This window comes from Actinacidiphila glaucinigra (assembly GCF_035918135.1).
GTDB classification, from domain to species: Bacteria; Actinomycetota; Actinomycetes; order Streptomycetales; family Streptomycetaceae; genus Actinacidiphila; species Actinacidiphila glaucinigra.
In genome coordinates this window covers 9413723-9432715 of the sequence record NZ_CP109144.1, presented here as the reverse complement: position 1 = coordinate 9432715, position 18993 = coordinate 9413723, and the positions used below count along the sequence as shown (strand labels likewise).

15 protein-coding genes and 2 pseudogenes are annotated in these 18993 nt (G+C 67.8%); 9 read left to right on the top strand and 8 right to left on the bottom strand.

Features of this window, described 5'->3' with window-relative positions:
• Positions 1-157 precede the first annotated feature (157 nt).
• Positions 158-1072: pseudogene (locus tag OIE69_RS42860) on the bottom strand (IS630 family transposase); the annotation flags it as partial.
• A gap of 153 nt (positions 1073-1225) precedes the next feature.
• Positions 1226-2320 carry a protein kinase family protein gene (locus OIE69_RS42855; protein ID WP_326569928.1) on the bottom strand — a complete coding sequence of 365 codons (1095 nt, stop codon included), beginning with the start codon at positions 2318-2320 and terminating at the stop codon, positions 1226-1228.
• 115 nt (positions 2321-2435) lie between these two features.
• On the opposite strand from OIE69_RS42855, the pseudogene OIE69_RS44970 reads away from it, so the two are divergent.
• A pseudogene (locus OIE69_RS44970) lies at positions 2436-2567 on the top strand (IS982 family transposase); the annotation flags it as partial.
• An 89-nt stretch (positions 2568-2656) separates the two neighbouring features.
• On the opposite strand, the gene OIE69_RS42850 reads toward OIE69_RS44970, so the two are convergent.
• The gene (locus tag OIE69_RS42850) at positions 2657-3118 is read right to left on the bottom strand and encodes a hypothetical protein (protein WP_326569929.1); all 462 of its coding nucleotides are present in this window, start codon (positions 3116-3118) and stop codon (positions 2657-2659) included.
• A 626-nt stretch (positions 3119-3744) separates the two neighbouring features.
• Between OIE69_RS42850 and OIE69_RS42845 the strand changes: the two genes are divergently transcribed.
• From OIE69_RS42845 to OIE69_RS42825, 5 genes are all read left to right on the top strand, one after another.
• A complete protein-coding gene (locus OIE69_RS42845) occupies positions 3745-5220 on the top strand; it encodes a DUF3375 domain-containing protein (protein WP_326569930.1) in 1476 nt (491 codons plus the stop codon).
• Positions 5217-5834, top strand: a complete 618-nt coding sequence (locus tag OIE69_RS42840) for a DUF4194 domain-containing protein (RefSeq protein ID WP_326569931.1) — start codon at positions 5217-5219, stop codon at positions 5832-5834. Before OIE69_RS42845 ends, OIE69_RS42840 begins: the two co-directional genes overlap by 4 nt.
• On the top strand, positions 5831-9256 hold the full coding sequence (locus OIE69_RS42835) for an ATP-binding protein (RefSeq protein ID WP_326569932.1): 3426 nt from the start codon (positions 5831-5833) through the stop codon (positions 9254-9256). Before OIE69_RS42840 ends, OIE69_RS42835 begins: the two co-directional genes overlap by 4 nt.
• 1 nt (position 9257) lies before the next feature.
• Positions 9258-10493 (top strand): Wadjet anti-phage system protein JetD domain-containing protein, encoded by a 1236-nt coding sequence (locus OIE69_RS42830; protein ID WP_326569933.1) that lies wholly within the window; start codon positions 9258-9260, stop codon positions 10491-10493.
• Positions 10494-10628: 135 nt separating this feature from the next.
• Positions 10629-10757, top strand: a complete 129-nt coding sequence (locus OIE69_RS42825; RefSeq protein ID WP_326569934.1) for a hypothetical protein — start codon at positions 10629-10631, stop codon at positions 10755-10757.
• Between the two features lie 23 nt (positions 10758-10780).
• Here OIE69_RS42825 and OIE69_RS42820 read toward each other — a convergent pair whose 3' ends face one another.
• A complete protein-coding gene (locus OIE69_RS42820; RefSeq protein WP_326569935.1) occupies positions 10781-11833 on the bottom strand; it encodes a PIN domain-containing protein in 1053 nt (350 codons plus the stop codon).
• Between the two features lie 482 nt (positions 11834-12315).
• Here OIE69_RS42820 and OIE69_RS42815 point away from each other — a divergent pair, with 482 nt between their 5' ends.
• Positions 12316-12888, top strand: a complete 573-nt coding sequence (locus OIE69_RS42815; RefSeq protein ID WP_326569936.1) for a hypothetical protein — start codon at positions 12316-12318, stop codon at positions 12886-12888.
• Between the two features lie 49 nt (positions 12889-12937).
• Here OIE69_RS42815 and OIE69_RS42810 read toward each other — a convergent pair whose 3' ends face one another.
• The 3 genes from OIE69_RS42810 to OIE69_RS42800 form a co-directional block, all read right to left on the bottom strand.
• On the bottom strand, positions 12938-13864 hold the full coding sequence (locus OIE69_RS42810; protein WP_326569937.1) for a hypothetical protein: 927 nt from the start codon (positions 13862-13864) through the stop codon (positions 12938-12940).
• Between the two features lie 67 nt (positions 13865-13931).
• Positions 13932-14465 carry a hypothetical protein gene (locus OIE69_RS42805; RefSeq protein WP_326581577.1) on the bottom strand — a complete coding sequence of 178 codons (534 nt, stop codon included), beginning with the start codon at positions 14463-14465 and terminating at the stop codon, positions 13932-13934.
• A gap of 377 nt (positions 14466-14842) precedes the next feature.
• On the bottom strand, positions 14843-15034 hold the full coding sequence (locus OIE69_RS42800) for a helix-turn-helix domain-containing protein (RefSeq protein ID WP_326580871.1): 192 nt from the start codon (positions 15032-15034) through the stop codon (positions 14843-14845).
• A gap of 342 nt (positions 15035-15376) precedes the next feature.
• On the opposite strand from OIE69_RS42800, the gene OIE69_RS42795 reads away from it, so the two are divergent.
• Positions 15377-15934, top strand: a complete 558-nt coding sequence (locus OIE69_RS42795) for a helix-turn-helix domain-containing protein (RefSeq protein ID WP_326580869.1) — start codon at positions 15377-15379, stop codon at positions 15932-15934.
• A complete protein-coding gene (locus OIE69_RS42790) occupies positions 15831-16517 on the top strand; it encodes an IS630 family transposase (protein WP_326580982.1) in 687 nt (228 codons plus the stop codon). The genes OIE69_RS42795 and OIE69_RS42790 overlap by 104 nt, the downstream gene beginning before the upstream one ends.
• A 479-nt stretch (positions 16518-16996) precedes the next feature.
• Here OIE69_RS42790 and OIE69_RS42785 read toward each other — a convergent pair whose 3' ends face one another.
• Positions 16997-18481, bottom strand: coding sequence for a replication-relaxation family protein (locus OIE69_RS42785; RefSeq protein WP_326569940.1), 1485 nt, complete (start codon positions 18479-18481; stop codon positions 16997-16999).
• Between the last annotated feature and the right edge of the window lie 512 nt (positions 18482-18993).

Genomic DNA, 18993 nt, shown 5'->3' with positions numbered 1-18993 from the left:
CGGAGCCCGAAGTCCTTCGGGGGTTGATCATGTTGCTGGCGGCGGAGGATTCTTCCTGTCGGTCGATCGTGTGTCGGTCGAGCCGGGCCGGCAGATTGTCCAGGTCGGAGGTGGTGAACTTCCACTGGAACGGCTGTGCTGTGGCGTTGTAGCGGTCCTCGAAGGCTCGGAGCTGGTCTCGGATCCGGTCGAGATTCGGGAAGTCGTTGGGTGCCACGACTTTGCGTTGAACGACGGAGAAGAAGATCTCTATCTGGTGGGTCCAGGAAGCGTGGACCGGGGTGTGGACCATGACGGCGTTGGGAAACGCCTTGGCCAGGCGGTCGATGGCGGTCTTGCCGCGGTGGGAGGAGCCGTTGTCTACGATCCAGAAGACGCGTTTCGCGCTGGCGTAGGGCTCGCTGGTCATGACCTGGGCGACCAGGTTCATGAAAGGCACGATGCCGGTGGTGGGCTCGCAGCGCCCGAGGACGCGGGCGTGATGGACGTCGTAGGCGGCGAGGTAGGCCAGGGCGCCGCCGCGTCGGTACTCGTGGTTGACCCGCGTGGCCCGGGCCTGTCCGGGGGCGAGGGTGGGGTGGCAACGGCAACGAGCCTGGATCGAGGTCTTCTCGTCGCTGGAGAGTACGTACTCGTCCGCGCCCAGCGGGACGCCGTCGAAGGTGCCGGCATACAGGTCCATGATGCGGGCGGCCTTGGGCCGGAACTTCGGATCGCGGATGAAAATCCAGGACTGGTACTGCCAGGGCTTGAGTGCGTCCTCGCGCAGCCAGCGGCGGATGGTGGAGGCGGAGATTGAGCCGGCGATGCCGCGGACGACGACCTCGCGTGCAAGTTCCGGGCACGACCAGCGCGACAGCGGGGTGCCGGTCTCGGCGGGCAGTTGGCAGGCCAGGGCCTTGACCTCGGCGACCTGCACCGGGGTGAAGCGTCGTGGACGGCCGCAGCGCCTGCGGTCGGCCAGGGCAGACAGGCCCCCGTCGGCGAAACGGCCCCGCCAGGTGCGCACGGTGTACAGATGCGCTCCCGTTTCGCGGGCGATCGCTGCTTGCCCAGCCCCCGGGCAGCCTGCAGCACAATCTGCGCCCGCAGGCGGTCCTGGTGCGGGGTCCGGTGGCCGTAGGCCGCTTTCTGCAGCCGCTGCCGTTCGGCGGCGGTCAGGACGATCGGGCGCGCGGTGGCTACGGGCAAGGCAGGCAGGCCATTCAGCAGAAGCGGATCACCATCAGACAATTAACAAGCTGTCCGGCCCGATCCGGCGGATCGCCTCCAGGGGATACGGGGTCTGCCTGCTCTTAAAACGGAACTCGCGGTAGTAGTCCGTCATCACTGCGGCGACTGGGGCGTGGCGGATGAGGATCGCCGCGACCTGCGGCGGAATTCCCGTCGGAGGTTCCCCTCGGGCGCAGGCGTGCACGAACGCGCTGCGCTCGTCCCGCTCGTACCCGTACAAGGCGGTGACGAGCCACTGCACCAGGTGGGTGACGGTGTAGCAGCGGTCATAGGTCTGGTGATCGGCGAAGAAGTCGGCCTCCTCCTTCGACAGGTCGAACCGGGAGGAGATCGCGAGGCCGTAGTCCGTGAAGAACAGACGCTTGCCGTCGGTGAGGATGTTCTGGAAGTGGCCATCGAAGTGCAGGAGCCCGCGGTCGTTCATGAAAGAAGTCCCGGCCTCAAGTTCCCTCGCCACCATGGTGCATGCCTGCTCGGCCGTCTCATCGTCGGCTTTGACCTGAACGTCCAGCCAGTCGTGCAGGTTCTGCGGGATGTACTCCAGGAACAGCGCGACGCTCGCCGAGGAATCCCGCAGCGCCTCGATCCGGTGGCGCACCTGCGATCCACCTCCCCAGTAGGCGACAGCCTTCTCCACGTCGGCCAGTTCCTCGGGTAGCGACTGCCCGGGGTGCGGTAGCACCCGCCAGTGGTACATCAAGGGAAAGCCCTCATGGTCCTGTGCAAGAACCCAGTTCGTCGTCATCGTGTGCACGGCCAACTCCCGCCAGGCCCCCCATCCCGGGCCTGCGGGGACCCCGAGGCCGGGATGGCAGAAGGTAGGTAGCCCGAAGAGGTTCGCCGTGGATTGGACGTTCTCCGGCTGCCTTTCCAGATCGGTCAGCGGCAGCCGTTTAACGAAGACTGGGGTCCCGCCGACCTCCAGCAACGCTGAGGTCCCGCCGATGCCAGAACCCAGCGGCGCAGCCGTATCCACAAGATCGCGCAGTTCGCGATCACTGCACAGCGCCAGCGATGTGGAGACGGCACTGTAGGCCGCCAAACGCGCACCACGCGTCGCGTCGAAACTCTCGACGGATACCTCCACCAGGGCACCCTCTCTGAAGTACCTGGGCCCGTCCAAAGGGCGCGTAACACGCGACGCATAGCCCTGCGGTTCGTCTCGTCCCCCTGGCACGGGCGGAGGGCATCCAGGCCCGTCTGTGAACACGGATCCGAACACCCTTTTGGCCGCACTGTACGTGAAGATCGACGACGAGGTCGGGCGAACACGATGCCTCGGCAGACCGCCACTGCTCAGCGGCTCGGATCTGGTCCATCTCGCCGTGGTCGAGCTCCATCCGCACCGTCTTCGACGCCCGGACCGCGAACCCCACTACCCAGGGCCAGGGGTCAACCCCTGAAGGACTTCCGGAATCGACCACTAAGGGCGCTCGTCTGCGTTACGCCGCTGGGTGGTCTTCATCGGGGGCTTGCGGATGATGTCTATGTCGCCCGGCTCGCGGGGTATGTAGGAGAAGCCGTTCGCCGTGTCCGGGTCGTAGTGGACGACTGCGTCTTGTTCCTCGAGCATGACTCGCCATGATTCCAAGCGCTTGGCTCTGTCCTCGTCGAGTGCCAAGCCGGCCCGCCGACGGGCCTCCACCCGCAGCATGATCACCGGGTACAGCTGCCGGTGTTCCCTCTTGACCGCCCACGGAATCAGCTCGTCATCACGCGCGATCCTGCGATCAAGCCCCCGCCTGTGCCGAAAATTCCCCCACATCGAGGACACCGTATCGATGCCGTACTTCCGCCGGTACTCATCAATCATGTCCTGATAGCTCCAGCCATCCTCGAACCACCGAATGACCTCCCCCTCGTCAACGATCTTCCTCTTCGGCACGAATACCCTCCCTGAACTGCGGCAATGCAAGATACACCCACCCCTGCAACCCGCTACCCAGCCCACCGGAACCACCCCGCACGCCCGCCCCACTCGGACACCCACACCGGCGAACCGCGCCCCACCGTCACGCCCTCCCCCACCCCCGGTCAGGGGAACCGGGCAGGCCGGTCCCGGGAGCCGACGGGGGTGAAAACGCCGTCGACTCCACCGACGCACCGGCGCCTACTTCAAAGTCCTCACCTACGTCATCTCAACCGCCGCCGTCATCGCGATCCGCACCGGCAGCGAGAACATCACCCTCAAAGAAATCGACGCCGCCACCGCCCAACTCAGCTGAACCGCCTCGGGCCGCTCGGCGGATGCCGGCAGCCAGACGAGCCGGTGCGTTCGTGCAGGGGCCGCACTGTGAACCGCAGCGAGCAAGCACCGCGCCGGTCAGCACGGTGGGGCACTGGCTCACGCCGAAACGCCTTTGTCAGTGGTGGGCTTTACGGTGCTGCCGTGGCTATCAAAGCTTTTGCGTACATGTCGGCATCAGCATGCGGTGACGCATGACAGAGGGAGGGGCGCCATGGCACGCGAGCACTTCCCGTACGCGTGAGCGGGAATCTGGGGTGGGAAGCTTGGACTACGACGAACTGGTCGCGCTGCGCAGGCAGCATTCCGCCTGGAAGCTGCTGCGGGCGGACAACGCGGCGCTGATGCTGAGCTTCTTCAACAAGGTCTTCGTCGAGCATGGCATTCGTTCGATCGCCGGTGTGGAGCTGGCCGACCGTCTGGACGACGAGCTGTTCGCACTCAATGAGCGTATTGGCCAGGGAACGTTCCCGAAGTCCGCGAAGGCGTACCTGGACGACTGGTCGGGGCCGCAGTCGGGCTGGTTACGCAAGTACTACCCGGCGGACTCGGACGAGCCTCACTATGACGCGACGCCGGCGGTGGAGAAGGCAATCGCCTGGATCCGGTCGCTTCAGGTCCGGTCCTTCATCGGTACCGAGTCCCGTCTCAACACCATCTTCGACCTGCTGAGGCAGATGACGTTCGGGGCCGAGACCGATCCCGAGACCCGGCTCGAGGAACTGAAACGACGTCGTCTGGAGATCGACGAAGAGATCGCCCGGGCTGAAGCCGGCGACGTGGACGTGCTCGACAGTTCCGGTCTGCGGGACCGCTACCAGCAGCTGACCACCACCGCACACGACCTGCTCGCCGACTTCCGTGAGGTCGAGGCGAATTTCCGCGACCTGGACCGGGAACTGCGCCGGAAGATCGCCGTGTGGGACGGCAGCAAAGGCGAGCTCTTGGACGAGATCCTGACCAGCCGCGAGAGCATCGCCGAATCGGACCAGGGACGGAGCTTCCAGGCGTTCTACGGCTTCCTGCTCTCCCACCGCCGCCAGGACGAGTTCAAGAAGCTCCTGGCCGAGGTCGAAGCCATGGACGCCATCGGCGAACCCGACCCCCGCATGCGGCGCATCCCCCGGGACTGGCTGGACGCCGCCGAGCGCACCCAGGCGACCGTCCGCCAGCTCTCTGAGCAGCTACGGCGTTTCCTCGACGACCGGGCCTGGTCCGAGGACCGCCGGGTTATGGAACTGATGAGCGGCATCGAGGCCCGCGCGATCGCACTGCGTGATACGCCCGGGATGGACCTGATCGTGGAGATCGACGCCGCTGCCCCGGCCATCACTTTGCCGATGGAACGGCCGCTGTACGCGCCGGTGACCCGGACGCCGATCGACAGTGCCGACATCCGCGTGGGAGATGAGGAGTTCGCGGCCGACGCGCTGTTCGAAGCGGTCTATGTGGACCCGGCCCGGCTCGTCGAGACCGTCCGGCGCGCGCTGGACCTGCAGGCTCAGGTGTCCCTGGCAGACCTCGTGCGCCAGCACCCGCTGGAGCAGGGGCTCGCTGAGCTGGTCGCCTACCTCGCGCTGTCCGGGGACGGCTTCACGGTGGTCTTCGACGACAGCCGCCGCGAAGAGATCACCTGGGCCGGCGCGGACGGCGTCCAGCACGTCGTCCAAACCCCCGTGGCGGCGTTCGCCCGCACCATCTCCGGCGCCACCTGGGCCTCGGGCAAGGAGGAGCAGTCATGACCACGCCTGTGCCACCCACGCCACGGCAGGCCCGCAGCCTCTCCCTGCCGGTCAACCAGCTGCTCAAGGGTCCCCTCTTCCGTGACCAGCATGAGCGGGCCTGGGAAGCGCTGCTCCAGCTGCGCGCCCGCGTCCAGGACTACGTCGACGTCATGGGCCTGACCGTGGTGATCGACGAAGCCGAGGGCTACGCGTTCCTGCGCTCCCAGCCCGAGGACGAGAACGCAGATCCGCGCTTGGCTGCGCCGCGCCTGATGCCCCGCCGATCCCTGTCGTACCCGGTCAGTCTGCTGATCGTGCTGCTGCGCAAGCGGCTCGCGGAATTCGACGCCGGCTCCGGCGAGACCCGGCTGATGATCACCCGCGACGAGATCGTGGAAATGATCCGCATGTTCCTGCCCGCCGTCAGCAACGAGGCACGTCTGGTCGACCAGATCGACACGTACATCGCCAAGGCCGTGGAGCTGCAGTTCCTGCGCCGCGCCAAGCACCAGGAGCAGCTGTACGAGGTGCAGCGGATCATCAAGGCCTATGTCGACGGGCAGTGGCTTGCCGACTTCGATACGAACCTGGCCCGGTACGCGGCCCCCACCACTCCCGAAGGACAACAGTGATCCCCGCTCAGTCCGGCCCGTTCGTCACCGATGCCTCCCCCGATCTCGACCTGGCCGGGTTCCGGCTGGAGCGGCTGGAGGTGTACAACTGGGGCACCTTTCACCAGCGCGTGTGGTCCTTCGGGGTCGGCGGCGCCAACGCCCTGCTGACCGGCGACATCGGCTCGGGAAAGTCCACCCTGGTCGACGCGGTCACCACGTTGTTCATGCCCGCGAACCGCATCGCCTACAACCGGGCCGCCGGCGCGGAGAGCCGCGAACGCAGCCTGCGCTCCTACGTCCTGGGCCACTACAAGTCCGAACGCAACGAGGCCACCGGCACGACCCGTCCGGTCGCCCTGCGCCAGCCAGGCAGCTACTCGGTGATCCTGGGAGTGTTCACCAACCGCGGCTACGACGCGACGGTCACTCTCGCGCAGGTTTTCTGGATGACCGACGGCAACGCCACCCAGCCGGAGCGCCTGTTCCTCACCGCGGACCGGGCCCTGTCCGTCACAGACGACTTCTCCGACTTCGGTACCGACGTCAGGTCCCTCAAGAAGCGGCTGACCGGCAGCGGCGTACGGGTGCACCCGTCGTTTGCCGCCTACAGCAAAGACTTCCGCCGCCGCATGGGCATCGAGTCCGAGCAGGCCCTGGAGCTCTTCCACCAGACGGTGTCCATGAAGTCCGTCGGCAGCCTGGACGACTTCGTCCGCAGCCACATGCTGGAACCCTTCGACGCGGCCTCAATGACCGAGACGATCGTGGCGCACTTCGACGCCCTGACCACCACGCATGAATCGGTGCAGCGCGCACGCGCCCAGATCGACGCCCTCACGCCGCTGCTTCAGGAGTGCGACCAGCACGACAGCCTCGCCAGGAGTATCGACGAGGCCGTCACGCAGCAAAGCGCCCTGCGCTTCTTCTTCGCCCAGCGCAAGTCCGCCCTGCTGGAGGCGGACCGTCTCACGCTGAAGCGTGATCTAAGCCGCCACGAGAACGACCGGGGTGCCGCGAAGGACCGGCTCAAGGATCTTCACCGGCAGCAAAGCCGGTTGGAGCTGCAGCGCGCGGGAATGGGCGGCGCTCGCCTCGGTGAACTGGAGAGGGAGATCGAACGGGAATCGCGCGCCCGCGATGACCGCCAGCGCAGGGCCAGGAACCACGCCGGTCTGCTGGGCCAGGCGGAGCTCAGCCCGGTCAGCAGCACGGAACAGTTCGCCGAACGCCTCCAGGAGATCGCCGCCTGTCAGGAAGCCGCCACCACGGTGCAGCAGGAGACCCGTGAAGCCCTCAACGCACTCGCGGTCGATGCCGACCGCCTGCGCCGGCAGGCGACGGAACTGGGCGAGGAGCTGGTCAGCCTCCGCTCCCGGCGCAGCAACATTCCCAAGAAGCAGCTAGATCTGCGCGCCCGCCTGGGCCGTGAGCTCGGGATCGAGGAGAGCGTGCTGCCGTTCGCCGGCGAACTGATCCAGGTCCGGGCCGACGAGCAGGCATGGGCCGGCGCCGCAGAACGGCTCCTGCGGGGTTTCGCGCTCTCGCTGCTGGTCCCGCACGACCTGTACTCCCCCGTGTCCGAGTGGATCAACACGCACCACCTCGGGGCCCGGCTCGTCTACTTCCGCGTCCCCGAAACAGTCCCGGTGCGGCGCCCGCAGCACACCGAAGCCCCTGTCCTGGCCTCCAAACTGGAAGTCAAGGCAGAGTCCCCGTTCGCCCACTGGCTGGCCGGCGAGCTGGACCGCCGCGCCGGACACGTCTGCGCCGAGACGATGGCGGACTTCAAACGCGCCGACCTGGCGATCACCCCGCAGGGTTTGGTCAAGGGGGCGCGAGGCCGTCACGAGAAGAACGACACCACCCGCATCGACGACCGCAGCTCCTACGTTCTGGGCTGGACCAACCAGCTGAAGATCGACGCCCTCCTCGACCAGGCCCGCCGCACGCAAAGAGAACAAAAAGACCTCAGTAAGAGGAAAGACGGCATCGAAACCGCCCACAACACCAGCATCACCCGCGGCCAGATCCTCGCCCAGCTCGCAACCACCCGCGACTACAGCGAGATCGACTGGGCCTCGGCCGTCAGCCGCATCACCGTGCTGACCGAGGAGAAGCGCCGCCTTGAGGAGTCGTCCGAGGACCTGGACCAGATCACCCGCCGCCTGGAGGCGCTCACGAACGAGATCGCCCAGGCGGAAGACGACCGTGAACAGGCAGGTCTGGCCGTCGGCGGCCTGAACGAGGCCCTCAAGACCGCGACGCGTGAGCACGACGCAGCCCGGGCCCTGCTGGACGACCCGGGCTGCACAGCCGCCCGCGCACACTTTCCCACCATCGAGCAGCGCCTGGCCCAGACACGGCTGGCCTGCCGGACGGTGAGCGAGTGCACCGCCGCGGAAAGCCGCGTGCACGACGAGCTGACCTTGGCCAAAGACCGCTTCAGCACCCAGCAAAACCGCATCGGCCAGGCGATCGCCTCCAAGATGGGCGCCTTCCGCCGCGACTACCCGGTGGAGACAGGCGAACTAGACGACTCGGTCAACTCCGCCCGCGGCTACCGCGAACTGCACCAGCGCCTGGTCGCCGATGATCTGCCCCGCTTCCAGGAGCAGTTCAAGAACTACCTGAAGACAAACGTCATCCGCGACATCGCGGGCTTCCACGCGCAGCTGACCAGCCAGGCCGACCAGATCGGCGAACGCGTCGCCATCATCAACGACTCCCTCGCCGGCATCGACTACAACCCCGGCCGCTACATCACGCTCAAGACCGACCGCACTCCCAACGTCGAGATCCGCGACTTCATCACCGAACTGCGCGCCTGCACGGACGACGCCCTGGCCGACGACCACTCCGACACCTACTCCGAGGAGAAGTTCCACCAGGTCCGCCGTCTCATCGAACGCTTCAAGGGCCGCGAAGGACACACCGAGGCCGACCGTACGTGGACCCGCCGCGTCACGGACGTGCGCTACTGGTTCGTCTTCAGCGCCAGTGAACGACGACGCGAGGACGACACCGAGTACGAGGTCTACTCCGACTCCGGCGGCAAGTCCGGCGGACAGAAGGAGAAACTCGCCTACACCATCCTGGCCGCATCCCTCGCCTACCAGTTCAAACTCGACTGGAACTCGGCCCGCTCCAAGACCTTCCGATTCGTCGTCATCGACGAAGCCTTCGGCCGCGGCTCCGAGGACTCCGCCCGGTTCGCCCTCGACCTCTTCAAACGGCTCGGTCTGCAACTCCTCATCGTCACACCGCTCCAGAAGATCCACGTCATCGAGCCGTACGTGTCCGCCGTCGGCTTCGTCGACAACCCCGACGGTCACGACTCACGCCTGCGGACCCTGACCATCACGCAGTACCGGCAGGAGCGTCTCGCTCACACCCTGTCCGGGCTGCAGGGCGCCGGCACCGGCACCGGCCAGGGGCACTGACATGGTGGCGCCGACCGCCCGCCGGGCATGGACCACACCCGCAGACGTCACGGACCGCCTGCGCAGACGCTGGATGCGCGGTGACTTCCTCACTGCGCTCGCCCAGCAGCACCCCTTCGAACCGCTCGGCATCCCGCTGGGCGGCCCCAAGCCCTCCGAGCTGACCCGCGACTTCGACGCCGTCCGCACCTGGGTCAACACCTGGCACTCCGCCGGGCAGCAGTTCTCGCGCATCGAACACCGGCGAGTCGGAGGCCGCGTCGTCGGCACCAACAACCTCCCTCACCAGGCGTGGATCGACCACCGCGAACAGCTTTGGGACCTCCTCGGCGTCACCGGTGCCGTGCACCGCTTCCAGACGCTGCTGGCCTCCGCCCGGGAGGCCACCCCTGAGCTTGCGGCCTGGATGACCGCCTATCCCATGAAGGTCCTGGACCTCGAAACGGACTGGGAGCGCCTACACCAGACCGTCCGCTGGATCCTGGACTACCAGGGTCCGCCGCTCTATCTACGGCAGATCGACGTACCGGGCGTCGACACCAAGTTCATCGAGTGCCACCGCGCCATCCTGACCACTCTGCTGGAGCACTGCCTACCCGCCGACCGGATCGACACCGATGCGCCGCGCACCAGCTTCACCGCCCGCTTCCGCTTCCGGGGCAAACCCGCCTACGTCAGATTCCGTCTCCTCGACAACACCTCTGTCGCCGGGTTCAGCGAACTGACCGTGCGCGTCGTTGAGTTCATCGCATCCCCGCCCGACATCAGAACCGTCTTCATCGTTGAGAACGAGACCACCTACCTCGCCTTCCCGCCCCAGCCCGCAAGCATGGTGATCCTCGGGGGCGGATACGCCGTCACCCGGCTCGCCGAACTGCAATGGCTCCACGACAAGCGCCTGGTGTACTGGGGCGACCTGGACACCCACGGTTTCGCAATCCTCGACCGACTGCGCCGCCTCTTCCCCCACACGGAGTCGGTCCTGATGGACCGCTCCACCCTGACGGACCACCGGGGCCAGTGGGTGAAGGAGCCCAAGCCCACCCAGGAACACCTGCAGTCACTGACCGGCGAGGAAACCGACCTCTACCAGAGCCTCGTGGACGACGACTTCGGGCACGGCGTACGACTGGAACAAGAACGGATCCGCTTCTCCGCCGTCCAGACAGCACTGGCCAGCCTTCACGACTCGTCATCGCAGCCGCCTCACGACGCAGGGTGGACCCCGCAGAAGTGACGTGAGCCAACACCGTCCTCATGCGGCGACCAGCACCACGACACCGCACCCTGCTGTACATCGATGCCGACAGCTGCGCCCGTCACGACGGCGACAGCGAACGGGCCTGCCGCCCTACGACCGTCGTCCCTGACCATGCTGCCGGCTGGTTATCGCACCGGCCTGACCCACCGCTGGGCCTCGGACCTATACGAGGCGGTCCCCGCCGTCGAGCACCACCACAAGCGTGCCGTAAGGGAGTTGCGTGACGTCCTGGCCCTCTGACTCGGTCTCCGGGCGCGATCTTCCTATCGCTGTATCTGGCGGCCGACGGTCCACAGGTCGCCGGGGGTGCGGATGAATGCGCCATGGGCGAGCATGTCTTGCTTCAACTGCGCGGCGGAGACCGTGTGGCCGCGTCGGGCGAGCGCGTCACGCAGTTCGCCGGACGTCAGGGGCCGGCCGCAGCGCGCAAGGTAGCGGGCGGCCAACTGCTCGCTGGTCGGGTAGGCCGGGGGCTCCACCACCAGAAGCGAGTCACTGAGCGTCTGGTGTTCAGTCATCCCGGCTTCGGCCAGTTCCAGCAACGGCATAGCCGCACCTCCCATCCGCGAGAGACTCCGCCGCCAGTTGTCGCGAGTCAGGTAGCCGCGGTGGTAGCACCACAACAGCAGCCCGCCCACGGCGGCCGTTGCGGCAAGCGGGTTGCGCGCGGCGAGGGCCACCAGGCGGTGGGCGCCCGCGCCGAACAGCCGGAGTACCAGCTCGATGAGTACCAGCCCGTTCGCGGCGGTGGCCTCCAAGCCGGCCAACCGCAGCACATTCTGGGCGACGGGGATCCACTCGATGACGGCGAACCCGAAGCGCTCGAAGACACTGTCTTGGGAGACGATGACGCACGGCCCAAGGAACTCCGCGAGCGCCATTGTGGGTGCGTCGTCCGGGTCGCCTCGGTGCTTCAGCGGCATCTCCCGGTCGACCCGCAAAATGTGACGTGTCCGCCAGGACAGATGATCACGGATTTCGAGGTCGACCACCCGAAGGGCTGGCCAGATCCGCTGATCGAGCACGCGACGTGCCTGACGCTCTGCCACTTCGAAGTGATCAGCCATCTTGGCCAGGTGTTCGTCGACTTCGCCGGGGACGTGCGCGGCGATGTACGGGGTGGCGCGGCCGGTGCTGGCCAGTGCAGTGACCCGGTCCTGGCGTCCGCCGTACTTGGCCAAAGAGCAGGCTTCCACCAGCAGCGCATTGGCGTCGAGTACAGGCAGCAGCATCTGCCGGTCCAGCGCCATGGGGTTGAACGCCGATCCGGAGGGGACCAGCAGTGGCGGTACCGAAGCGGCACGGTCAAGCGTCATGGACCAAGTGTCACCACCACCACTGACAAGCGGGCAGAATTTTCGGTCCGGCACCGGTCCGCTCCAGCAACCAAGCTCATAACCGCATACGTGACCAGGCCCGGTCTGGCCATGGAGGCCGGACCCACTCGCGTATCCCCCTGCTCGGCCCTGTACTCCCGAAGCTGCCGCGAAGTGACAAGTAGCCATCACGGCGGCGGGGATCAATGGGGCAGCCGTTAGAGCCCTAAGCCCGCTCCGGGGCCCGGCGATTCGAAGGTCAGCCAAGTCGGCGTGTGCCTGGGCAACGGCTTCCGAGTACGCCTCCTTCTTCCCGTGCTTGGCAAGCGCCATATCCGCCCCTACGGCGAAGTCCGCCTCGACATTGCCTCGCGCCTAGTCATTGGCGACGGTCGCAGCGGACGCCCCGCGAGCGTCCTTGCCCGTCCCCGACCCGCGAAATGGGCTCGCCCAGGTCGGAGTGCCACTGACAGGATATCCCGGTGAGTACCGCGCCGCTCCTGACCTCCGACAGCTACGGACGACTCGTCGCCGGCCTGCGCGGACGAACCATCGTCGCGGTCGATTACTTCGTGCTGATGGTCGGGGACGAAGGCACCGATCCTGACGAGTGGGACTACGGCGCGTGGCACGAGCCTACGATGGGCGTCGAGCTGACCATGGACGACGGCGGCACCTACTCGGCTGTGTGGGGCAGCACGTTCGACTACTACGGAGTCGAGCTCTACTCGGCGCCTATGCGCGACTCCCTCTCCCGCGTCGGCGAGCCGGGCGGGTCGGCACGCGTCGCGGTCGCGGAGCACCCCCTCTGGTCCGGGGTCGTCTCCACCCCGATCGAGTCGTGCCGCATTCAGTGGTGCGGCGAGGAGCACGGCGCTCCGACTCCGGTGCCGGAAGCCATCCACGTGCGGACCGCCACCGGTCAGGTGTGGATCGCCGCTGGCCGCTCGGCCACTTACGAGCCTGACCGGCCGGGGCCGTTCTACTTGTGCACCGACGATGTGCTCGTCATCTTTGACACGGATGTCGCCGAGCGCGCCGGACTCGGAGTCTGATCAACGGCCTCGAAGACGGGCTCACGGGCCGACAGCCAGCAGCGTCCTGTCAGGCAGATCGCTCGGCACCGTAGTAGCCGTGGCGCATCCGGAACCTCATGGGGTCGGTGCCGTCTGCTTGGATGTGCTCGATCAGCGTTGACCTCAGCGGCTCGGGCAGTTGCTTGCCGTGCGCTCCGGTCCATTCGAGGGACGCGAAGAGTTGGGCCGCGCCGTCGAGGTGGGCCGGGCTCGGCGGGCGGGTGGCGAGCGCGGCGAGGATGAGGTCGGGGTCTTCGGCGAGCAAATGCTGCTGGATCGCCATGTCGTACCACTTCAGGCCGCCGGTGGACTCCCTGGCGGGGATCCCGGCCCAGGCCAGCAGGACGCGGATCCGCTCGATCCCGTCGGGATAGCCATGTTGGACGAGCGTGGCAAGCCGGGCCTTGGCGTCGCGCAGTCGACCCGACCAGGCTTCCAGGTCACGCCCCGGCGGGTCGGACACGTCCATGGCCGCGTCCCGAAGTCCGGCGGGCGCGGCCTGGAGCCAACGCAGCCGACGCCTGTCCTCCTCAGCCTTTTGCACGGCCAGCCCCGCCTGAACCTCCCGAGATCCGGTCAGGCCCCGCTCCGCCAGCCACTCGGTGAGTGCCGGACCGTCCCGCAGATCGGCATCGCAGTCACCGATCCCTCGGATACCGGATTGGTGGTGCAGCGTCCAGCAGGCGATCAGCTCGCCACCTACGCCGTGAACCATGATCGTCGGCCAGCCGCTGCACCGGCACCGGTCGCCGGTACCGCCGTCCACAATGGCCAGCATTCGGGCCAATTCGGTGGTTTCGGCACTGGTCACCACGATCCGCGCCACGTCGGCGGAGTCCGCCTCGTCAGGCGATCCCTCGACGATCACGACGCGGCCGGCACGGTTCAGCACATCCCGCAGTCGAGCCGTTGTTGGAGCGCCCTCATCCATGCCCACTGTTCCCTCGTACACCACGTCCGCGAGATTACCGGCGCCGCTCCGGCTGCCTCTGGACGGGTGATCTTGACCGCTTGCCAGGGGATCAACGTGTGGTCGGCGAGGCCTTGCCGGCCGCCTCGGGAACGTAGCCGCAGAACTCCGGGGCGCACTCGGCCCTGTGGTCCCGGCCCCAGAGGTAGGCGTCGCGCTCGGTGGACCGGGCGCGGTGAGCAAGGCGAAGTTGCTGCCGCCGGGATAGCGTCGAAGGCAGCGCCGTGAAGGTCTCCGGAAGTACGGCGACGATGCCGTTGACCTGCTCTCCGTCGCGCATCCGCAGCAGCGCGGTGCACTGCCACCAGCCAATCTCGCCATCGCCGATCGGGGTGCCGGGCCAGTAGTACGACGCCGGGTCCGGCAGCAGGTAATGGACGCCGTCGGGATCCAGGTGGGCTCGGAGCCACGGTCCTCCTCCGCCCAGGCCGAGTCGGAGCCGTCGTGCCTCGTCGTACAGCGCGCAGACCGTTTCGGTGTCGAGGGACTTGAGGACGTTCGCCTCTGCGGGCAGCGGCTGGCGTCCGACGGGGGTCCTGACGGGCCAGCGCCCGAGCAGGAATCCGGCCCACTGCCGCGGTGTCATCGGGGACGGCCCCTTACGGCGCTCCGGCAGGGGCGGGGGCGGCGTCCAGGTTCGTCCCTCTTGCTCTATGTGACGCAGTATCCACGCCTGCCCCTTCGGACCAGCGGTGCTCCAGACCCCAGTCATCGGTCGTGCGGTCGTCGCCTGCTCCCATCTCCCAGAGCCCACGCCCAGGCGGGACGGCATGGCGGGGCGCGGACGCGCGACACCCGGCAGATCGTGGCCCAGGTTGGCCAGGAACCTGATTCGTTCCAGTGTCTCTTCGGGGCTGTCCCCCGACTCGAGCCGTGCGCTCCCGGCCAGATGACGGATCTCGATGAAGGCCCTGGCCGCCAGGAGCGCGGCTACGTCGCGGTCGACTTCGGACTCGCGGCGTCTCATGCCGCTCCTCCCGTACCGTGGCTGGCGCGTTCGAGGACGCGGTAGACGGTAGCGCGACCCACGGAGAACACCTCCATCAGTTCGGCGATGGTGTACTCGCCGGTGGCGTGCATGCGGACGAGTTCGGCCTGCTGGCGTGCTGACAGCTTGGGCTGGCGGCCCTTTGAGTTTGCCGCGGGTGCGGGCAACGGCCATGCCCTCGCGGGTGCGCATCCTCAGCAGGTCAGCCTCGAACTCGGCGAAGACGGCCAGCATGTTGAAGAATATCTTGGACATCGGGTCGGCCGGGTCGTAGACGCTGCCACCCGGGGGGAGCGGACGCCGCGGGCGACGAGGGTGTCGCCGATGCCACGGGCATCGGGGACGGAGCGCGCGAGCCGGTCGAGCTTGGGCCACAGGCGTGATCCGCCAGGCCGATCCCTGACCAGCACAAACCTAGTAGCGTGTCGTTGCTTAATCCTGGGTTATTTGGTTGGGATGGTGGTGTCCGGCAGATGTTCCTTCCCTTCTGCCGGACGGGAGTTGGTGTGATGGGTTCGCAGAAGAAGAGGCCGGTGGTGCTGACCGCGGCCGATCGTGAAGTGCTGGGTCGGGTGACCACGACGGGGGTCCATCCGGCCTCGGTGATCAGGCGGGCGCGGGTGCTGCTCGCGCTGGACACCTCTGCTGGTGAGATCGACTCCCAGGATGCGATCGCTGCCCGGGTCGGGGTCTCGGTCGAGACGCTGCGGCTGGTGGCCAAGCGGTTCGCCGAGAGCGGTGGTGACGTCGAGGCGACGATCCAGCGGAAACCGCGGGATCTCCCGCCGGTGCCCTCGCCGGTGACTGGTGAAGTCGAGGCCCGGCTGATCGCCCTGGCGTGCTCCCAGCCTCCTGCAGGCCGTGCCCGGTGGTCGCTGCGGCTGCTGGAGAAGCACGTCGCCCTGGTCGAGGGCATCCCCGATCTGGACCACTCAACCATCGGGCGGATCTTAAAAAACGAGGCTGCGTCCTCATCTGAGGAAGTGCTGGACCATCCCACCACGAGCAAACCCGCAGTTCGCGGCCCGGATGGAAGACGTGCTGGCCGTCTATGCCCGACCTTATGACCCGGCCCGCCCAGTGGTGTGCATGGACGAGAAGCCCTACCAACTCCTCGCCCATGCCCGCGACCCGCTCCCGGCCCGCCCCGGCCGCGACGCCCGCCAGGACAGCGAGTACATCCGCTGCGGCACGTGCTCGATCTTTGTGTGGGTTGAACCCCTGCGCGGGTGGCGCCGAGTAGACGCCCAGCCTCGTCGCACCCGGATCGACTGGGCCGGCCAGGTCAAGCGATTACTGACCGAGGACTACCCCGACGCCGAGACCGTGGTCCTGGTCATGGACAACCTCAACACCCACGACATCGCCTCACTGTACGAAGCATTCGAACCAGCCGAGGCCTTCGCCCTGGCCCAACGCCTCGAGATCCACCACACCCCCAAACACGGGTCATGGCTCAACATCGCCGAGATCGAACTCTCCGCACTGACCCGGCAATGCCTCGACCACCGCATCGCGGACCTCGACACCCTCAACACCGAACTCTCAGCCTGGCAGAACACCACCAACACCGACCAACGTCAGGTCAACTGGCAGTTCACCACCCACGACGCACGCACCAAACTCCGCCACCTATACCCCACACATTAGCTGCGACAGTCTACTAGCTACCTGGACCACGCAGCGATATCAAAATCCTGCGCCGGTCACTACATTCCGAGACGATCACTAAACCTGCAGCTCAGAGCCTCTCCAAATCCCAAAGCTCCCCGGAGACCCCAGCTCAGAGCCGCACCACACCACAGCAAAAGATCCTGAAACGATCACTAGATCCCCAGGCCATCGCATCATCCACCCGGTGATCGTTAGCAGATTTGTCAGACTTCGGCACCATCACCATCCCCAAGCCCGACCCCGACCTCGCAGCCAAACTCGTGGACCGTGCGGCTTCATCATGAGCGCCTGCGCCTTCAGAGCAGTGGCAGGAGGCCGCTCGCCTCCGGAGCCCGCCTGTGGTGAGCGGCGGGCCGGGCTCGCGGATCACCCGGGACGCCTTCCACCGCCGGGAGGCCTGCAAGGAAGCGGCCGAAGACGGGCGTTGGGCAAAGCGCATGGTCTGTCCGGCGGGTTCAGCCGCGAAGCCAGCCGAACAGTCCGTTGCCACGCCGCTCTCGTTCCCACTGCGCTTCCGCCTCGGCCCGTTCCCGGTCAAGGCGCTCACGCTGGCTGCGGCAGGACGGGCACTCGGCTCCGGGCGCCAAGGCGTCGCCCTGCCCGTCGTCGTAGTCGTCCGGATGGACGTCGGTGCCGCAGGACGGGCATGGCCACATTTCTGCCCGGCGGCGGCGCTGTTCTTCCTTGCGTCGCTGCCTGCGGGCCTCCTTGGCTGCGGCGCGGGCTTGTTCGGCAGCCTGCCGGGCGGCACGCCGCTGCTCGTCACGCTGCCGGTAGGCGCGGTGGTCGTCGGGGTTGGCCAGGGCGGCGATCAGCGCCTCGCGGATGTCGTGGCCAAAGCGCCGCCACACCGGGCCGTGCGGGCCGCCGGCGGCCAACTGGTCCAAGGTGGTAGTAAGCACGGGCACCGTGAAGTCGTAGGTGCGCCAGCCGTCTGGCGTGCCCGAAGCGTCGGTGTAGGGGCCGGTGTACCAGGTGCCCTGCCAGTACGGGGCCGAGAGGCGGGCCACTTCGCTGATGCGGTGCTGCAGCACCTGGGGGCTGACCCGTCTGGTGAAGACGATCGCCACCGGCGGGTAGCCCCCACGGCCGGAGTCGTCCCATCGTGTCGACCACAGCGGGACGTCGTCCCCTACGCGGTGGCCGTTCAGGCTGCGCTGGAAGAAGCGGTGATAGCGGGCGATCTTCCCCGCCAGCACAGCTGCCGGTTCGGTGTGATTGTCGACCTCCACGAACAGCACCGGCAGCTGGTCCTGCGGTGCAGTCAGCACCGCATCGGCCCGCAGACTGCCCCTGCCGGGCGTGGTGAAGGTTCCGGTGACCGGGAGGATCACTTCCGTCGTCCAGCCGCGCAGGGTGCCCAGGCCGCGAGGCCGGGCGGATACCGGCCGTGGCCCCGGCTGGACTGCAGGGGCGGGCTGGGTGCCGGCGGCAGGCCCGGCGCTTTGGGCGGGGGTTTCCGTTGGGGCGGGCCCGGGGCTTACGGGCCTGGCTTCGTCAGCACGGCGAGGGCTGCGGCGGGGGATGGGGTGGGTGGGTTGCGGCGGTGACTGACAGAACGCGTCGATGGTGTCGGTCACCTTCAGCGCGTGCGCGGCACCGGCCTTCGCCGCCTCCCGCGCCGTGCCGCCCATCTCCTTCGGCAGGCGGCCGAGTTCGCTGGCGGCCGCCGCCAGCCCCGCCGTAGTCAGGTTCCACACCTGCTCCGCCACCGGCCTGCCCGACCGGCCGGGCCGGTTGGCCGAGCCCACCGACTCCACCAGCCCTGCCGCCTTCAGGTCCTTGCATGCATTGCGGACCGTCTGCACATCCGCCGTCCCCGGCAGCACCAGCTGTCGCAGCTGCCCGGCCGTGGCGACCTTCACCACGCCCAGCGCCAGCAGCACCAAGCCCCGCACCCGGGCCGTCGACCCGTACGGCCACCGCCTGCTCCCCGTCACCCCACACCCGCCTCCCCCGCCGCCGCTCCATATCCCAACCGGCCCCCCGGGGGGCCGCACCGGCTCCCCGGCTGCGGGGCGCGGCCGGCGGCCGCGCACGCACACCCCCGGGGGCTGGGCGGGCACCCCGGGCCCCACCGCAAGCCCGACCACGACCACTCCACCACCCACCACTGACACACAAGCGCGGGAGTAAAGGGCTGTCGGCACCACCGCCACCCACGCACATGCCCGCTGAACTGCACGAATGCAATACCGGGCACGGGAGGTCACCGTAGGGGACCGCATAGGGGACACCGTAGGGAGCGCTACAGGGGCCACAGAGCTCCGGCACACCGCCCGGACACCACCCGGGCTCCCTCAACCGCGGCAAGCCCACGGGGCGGCGACACAGCAACGCCGGCCTTGAGGGTGCCGGCCCTGCTGTCGCGCGGGCGTGTGTCGGGCGTTCCTGCCGTGCGCGTGCGCCGATAGCGGCATGCCCTGCTCTACGGTCGGCCAGTGCTGGTTGC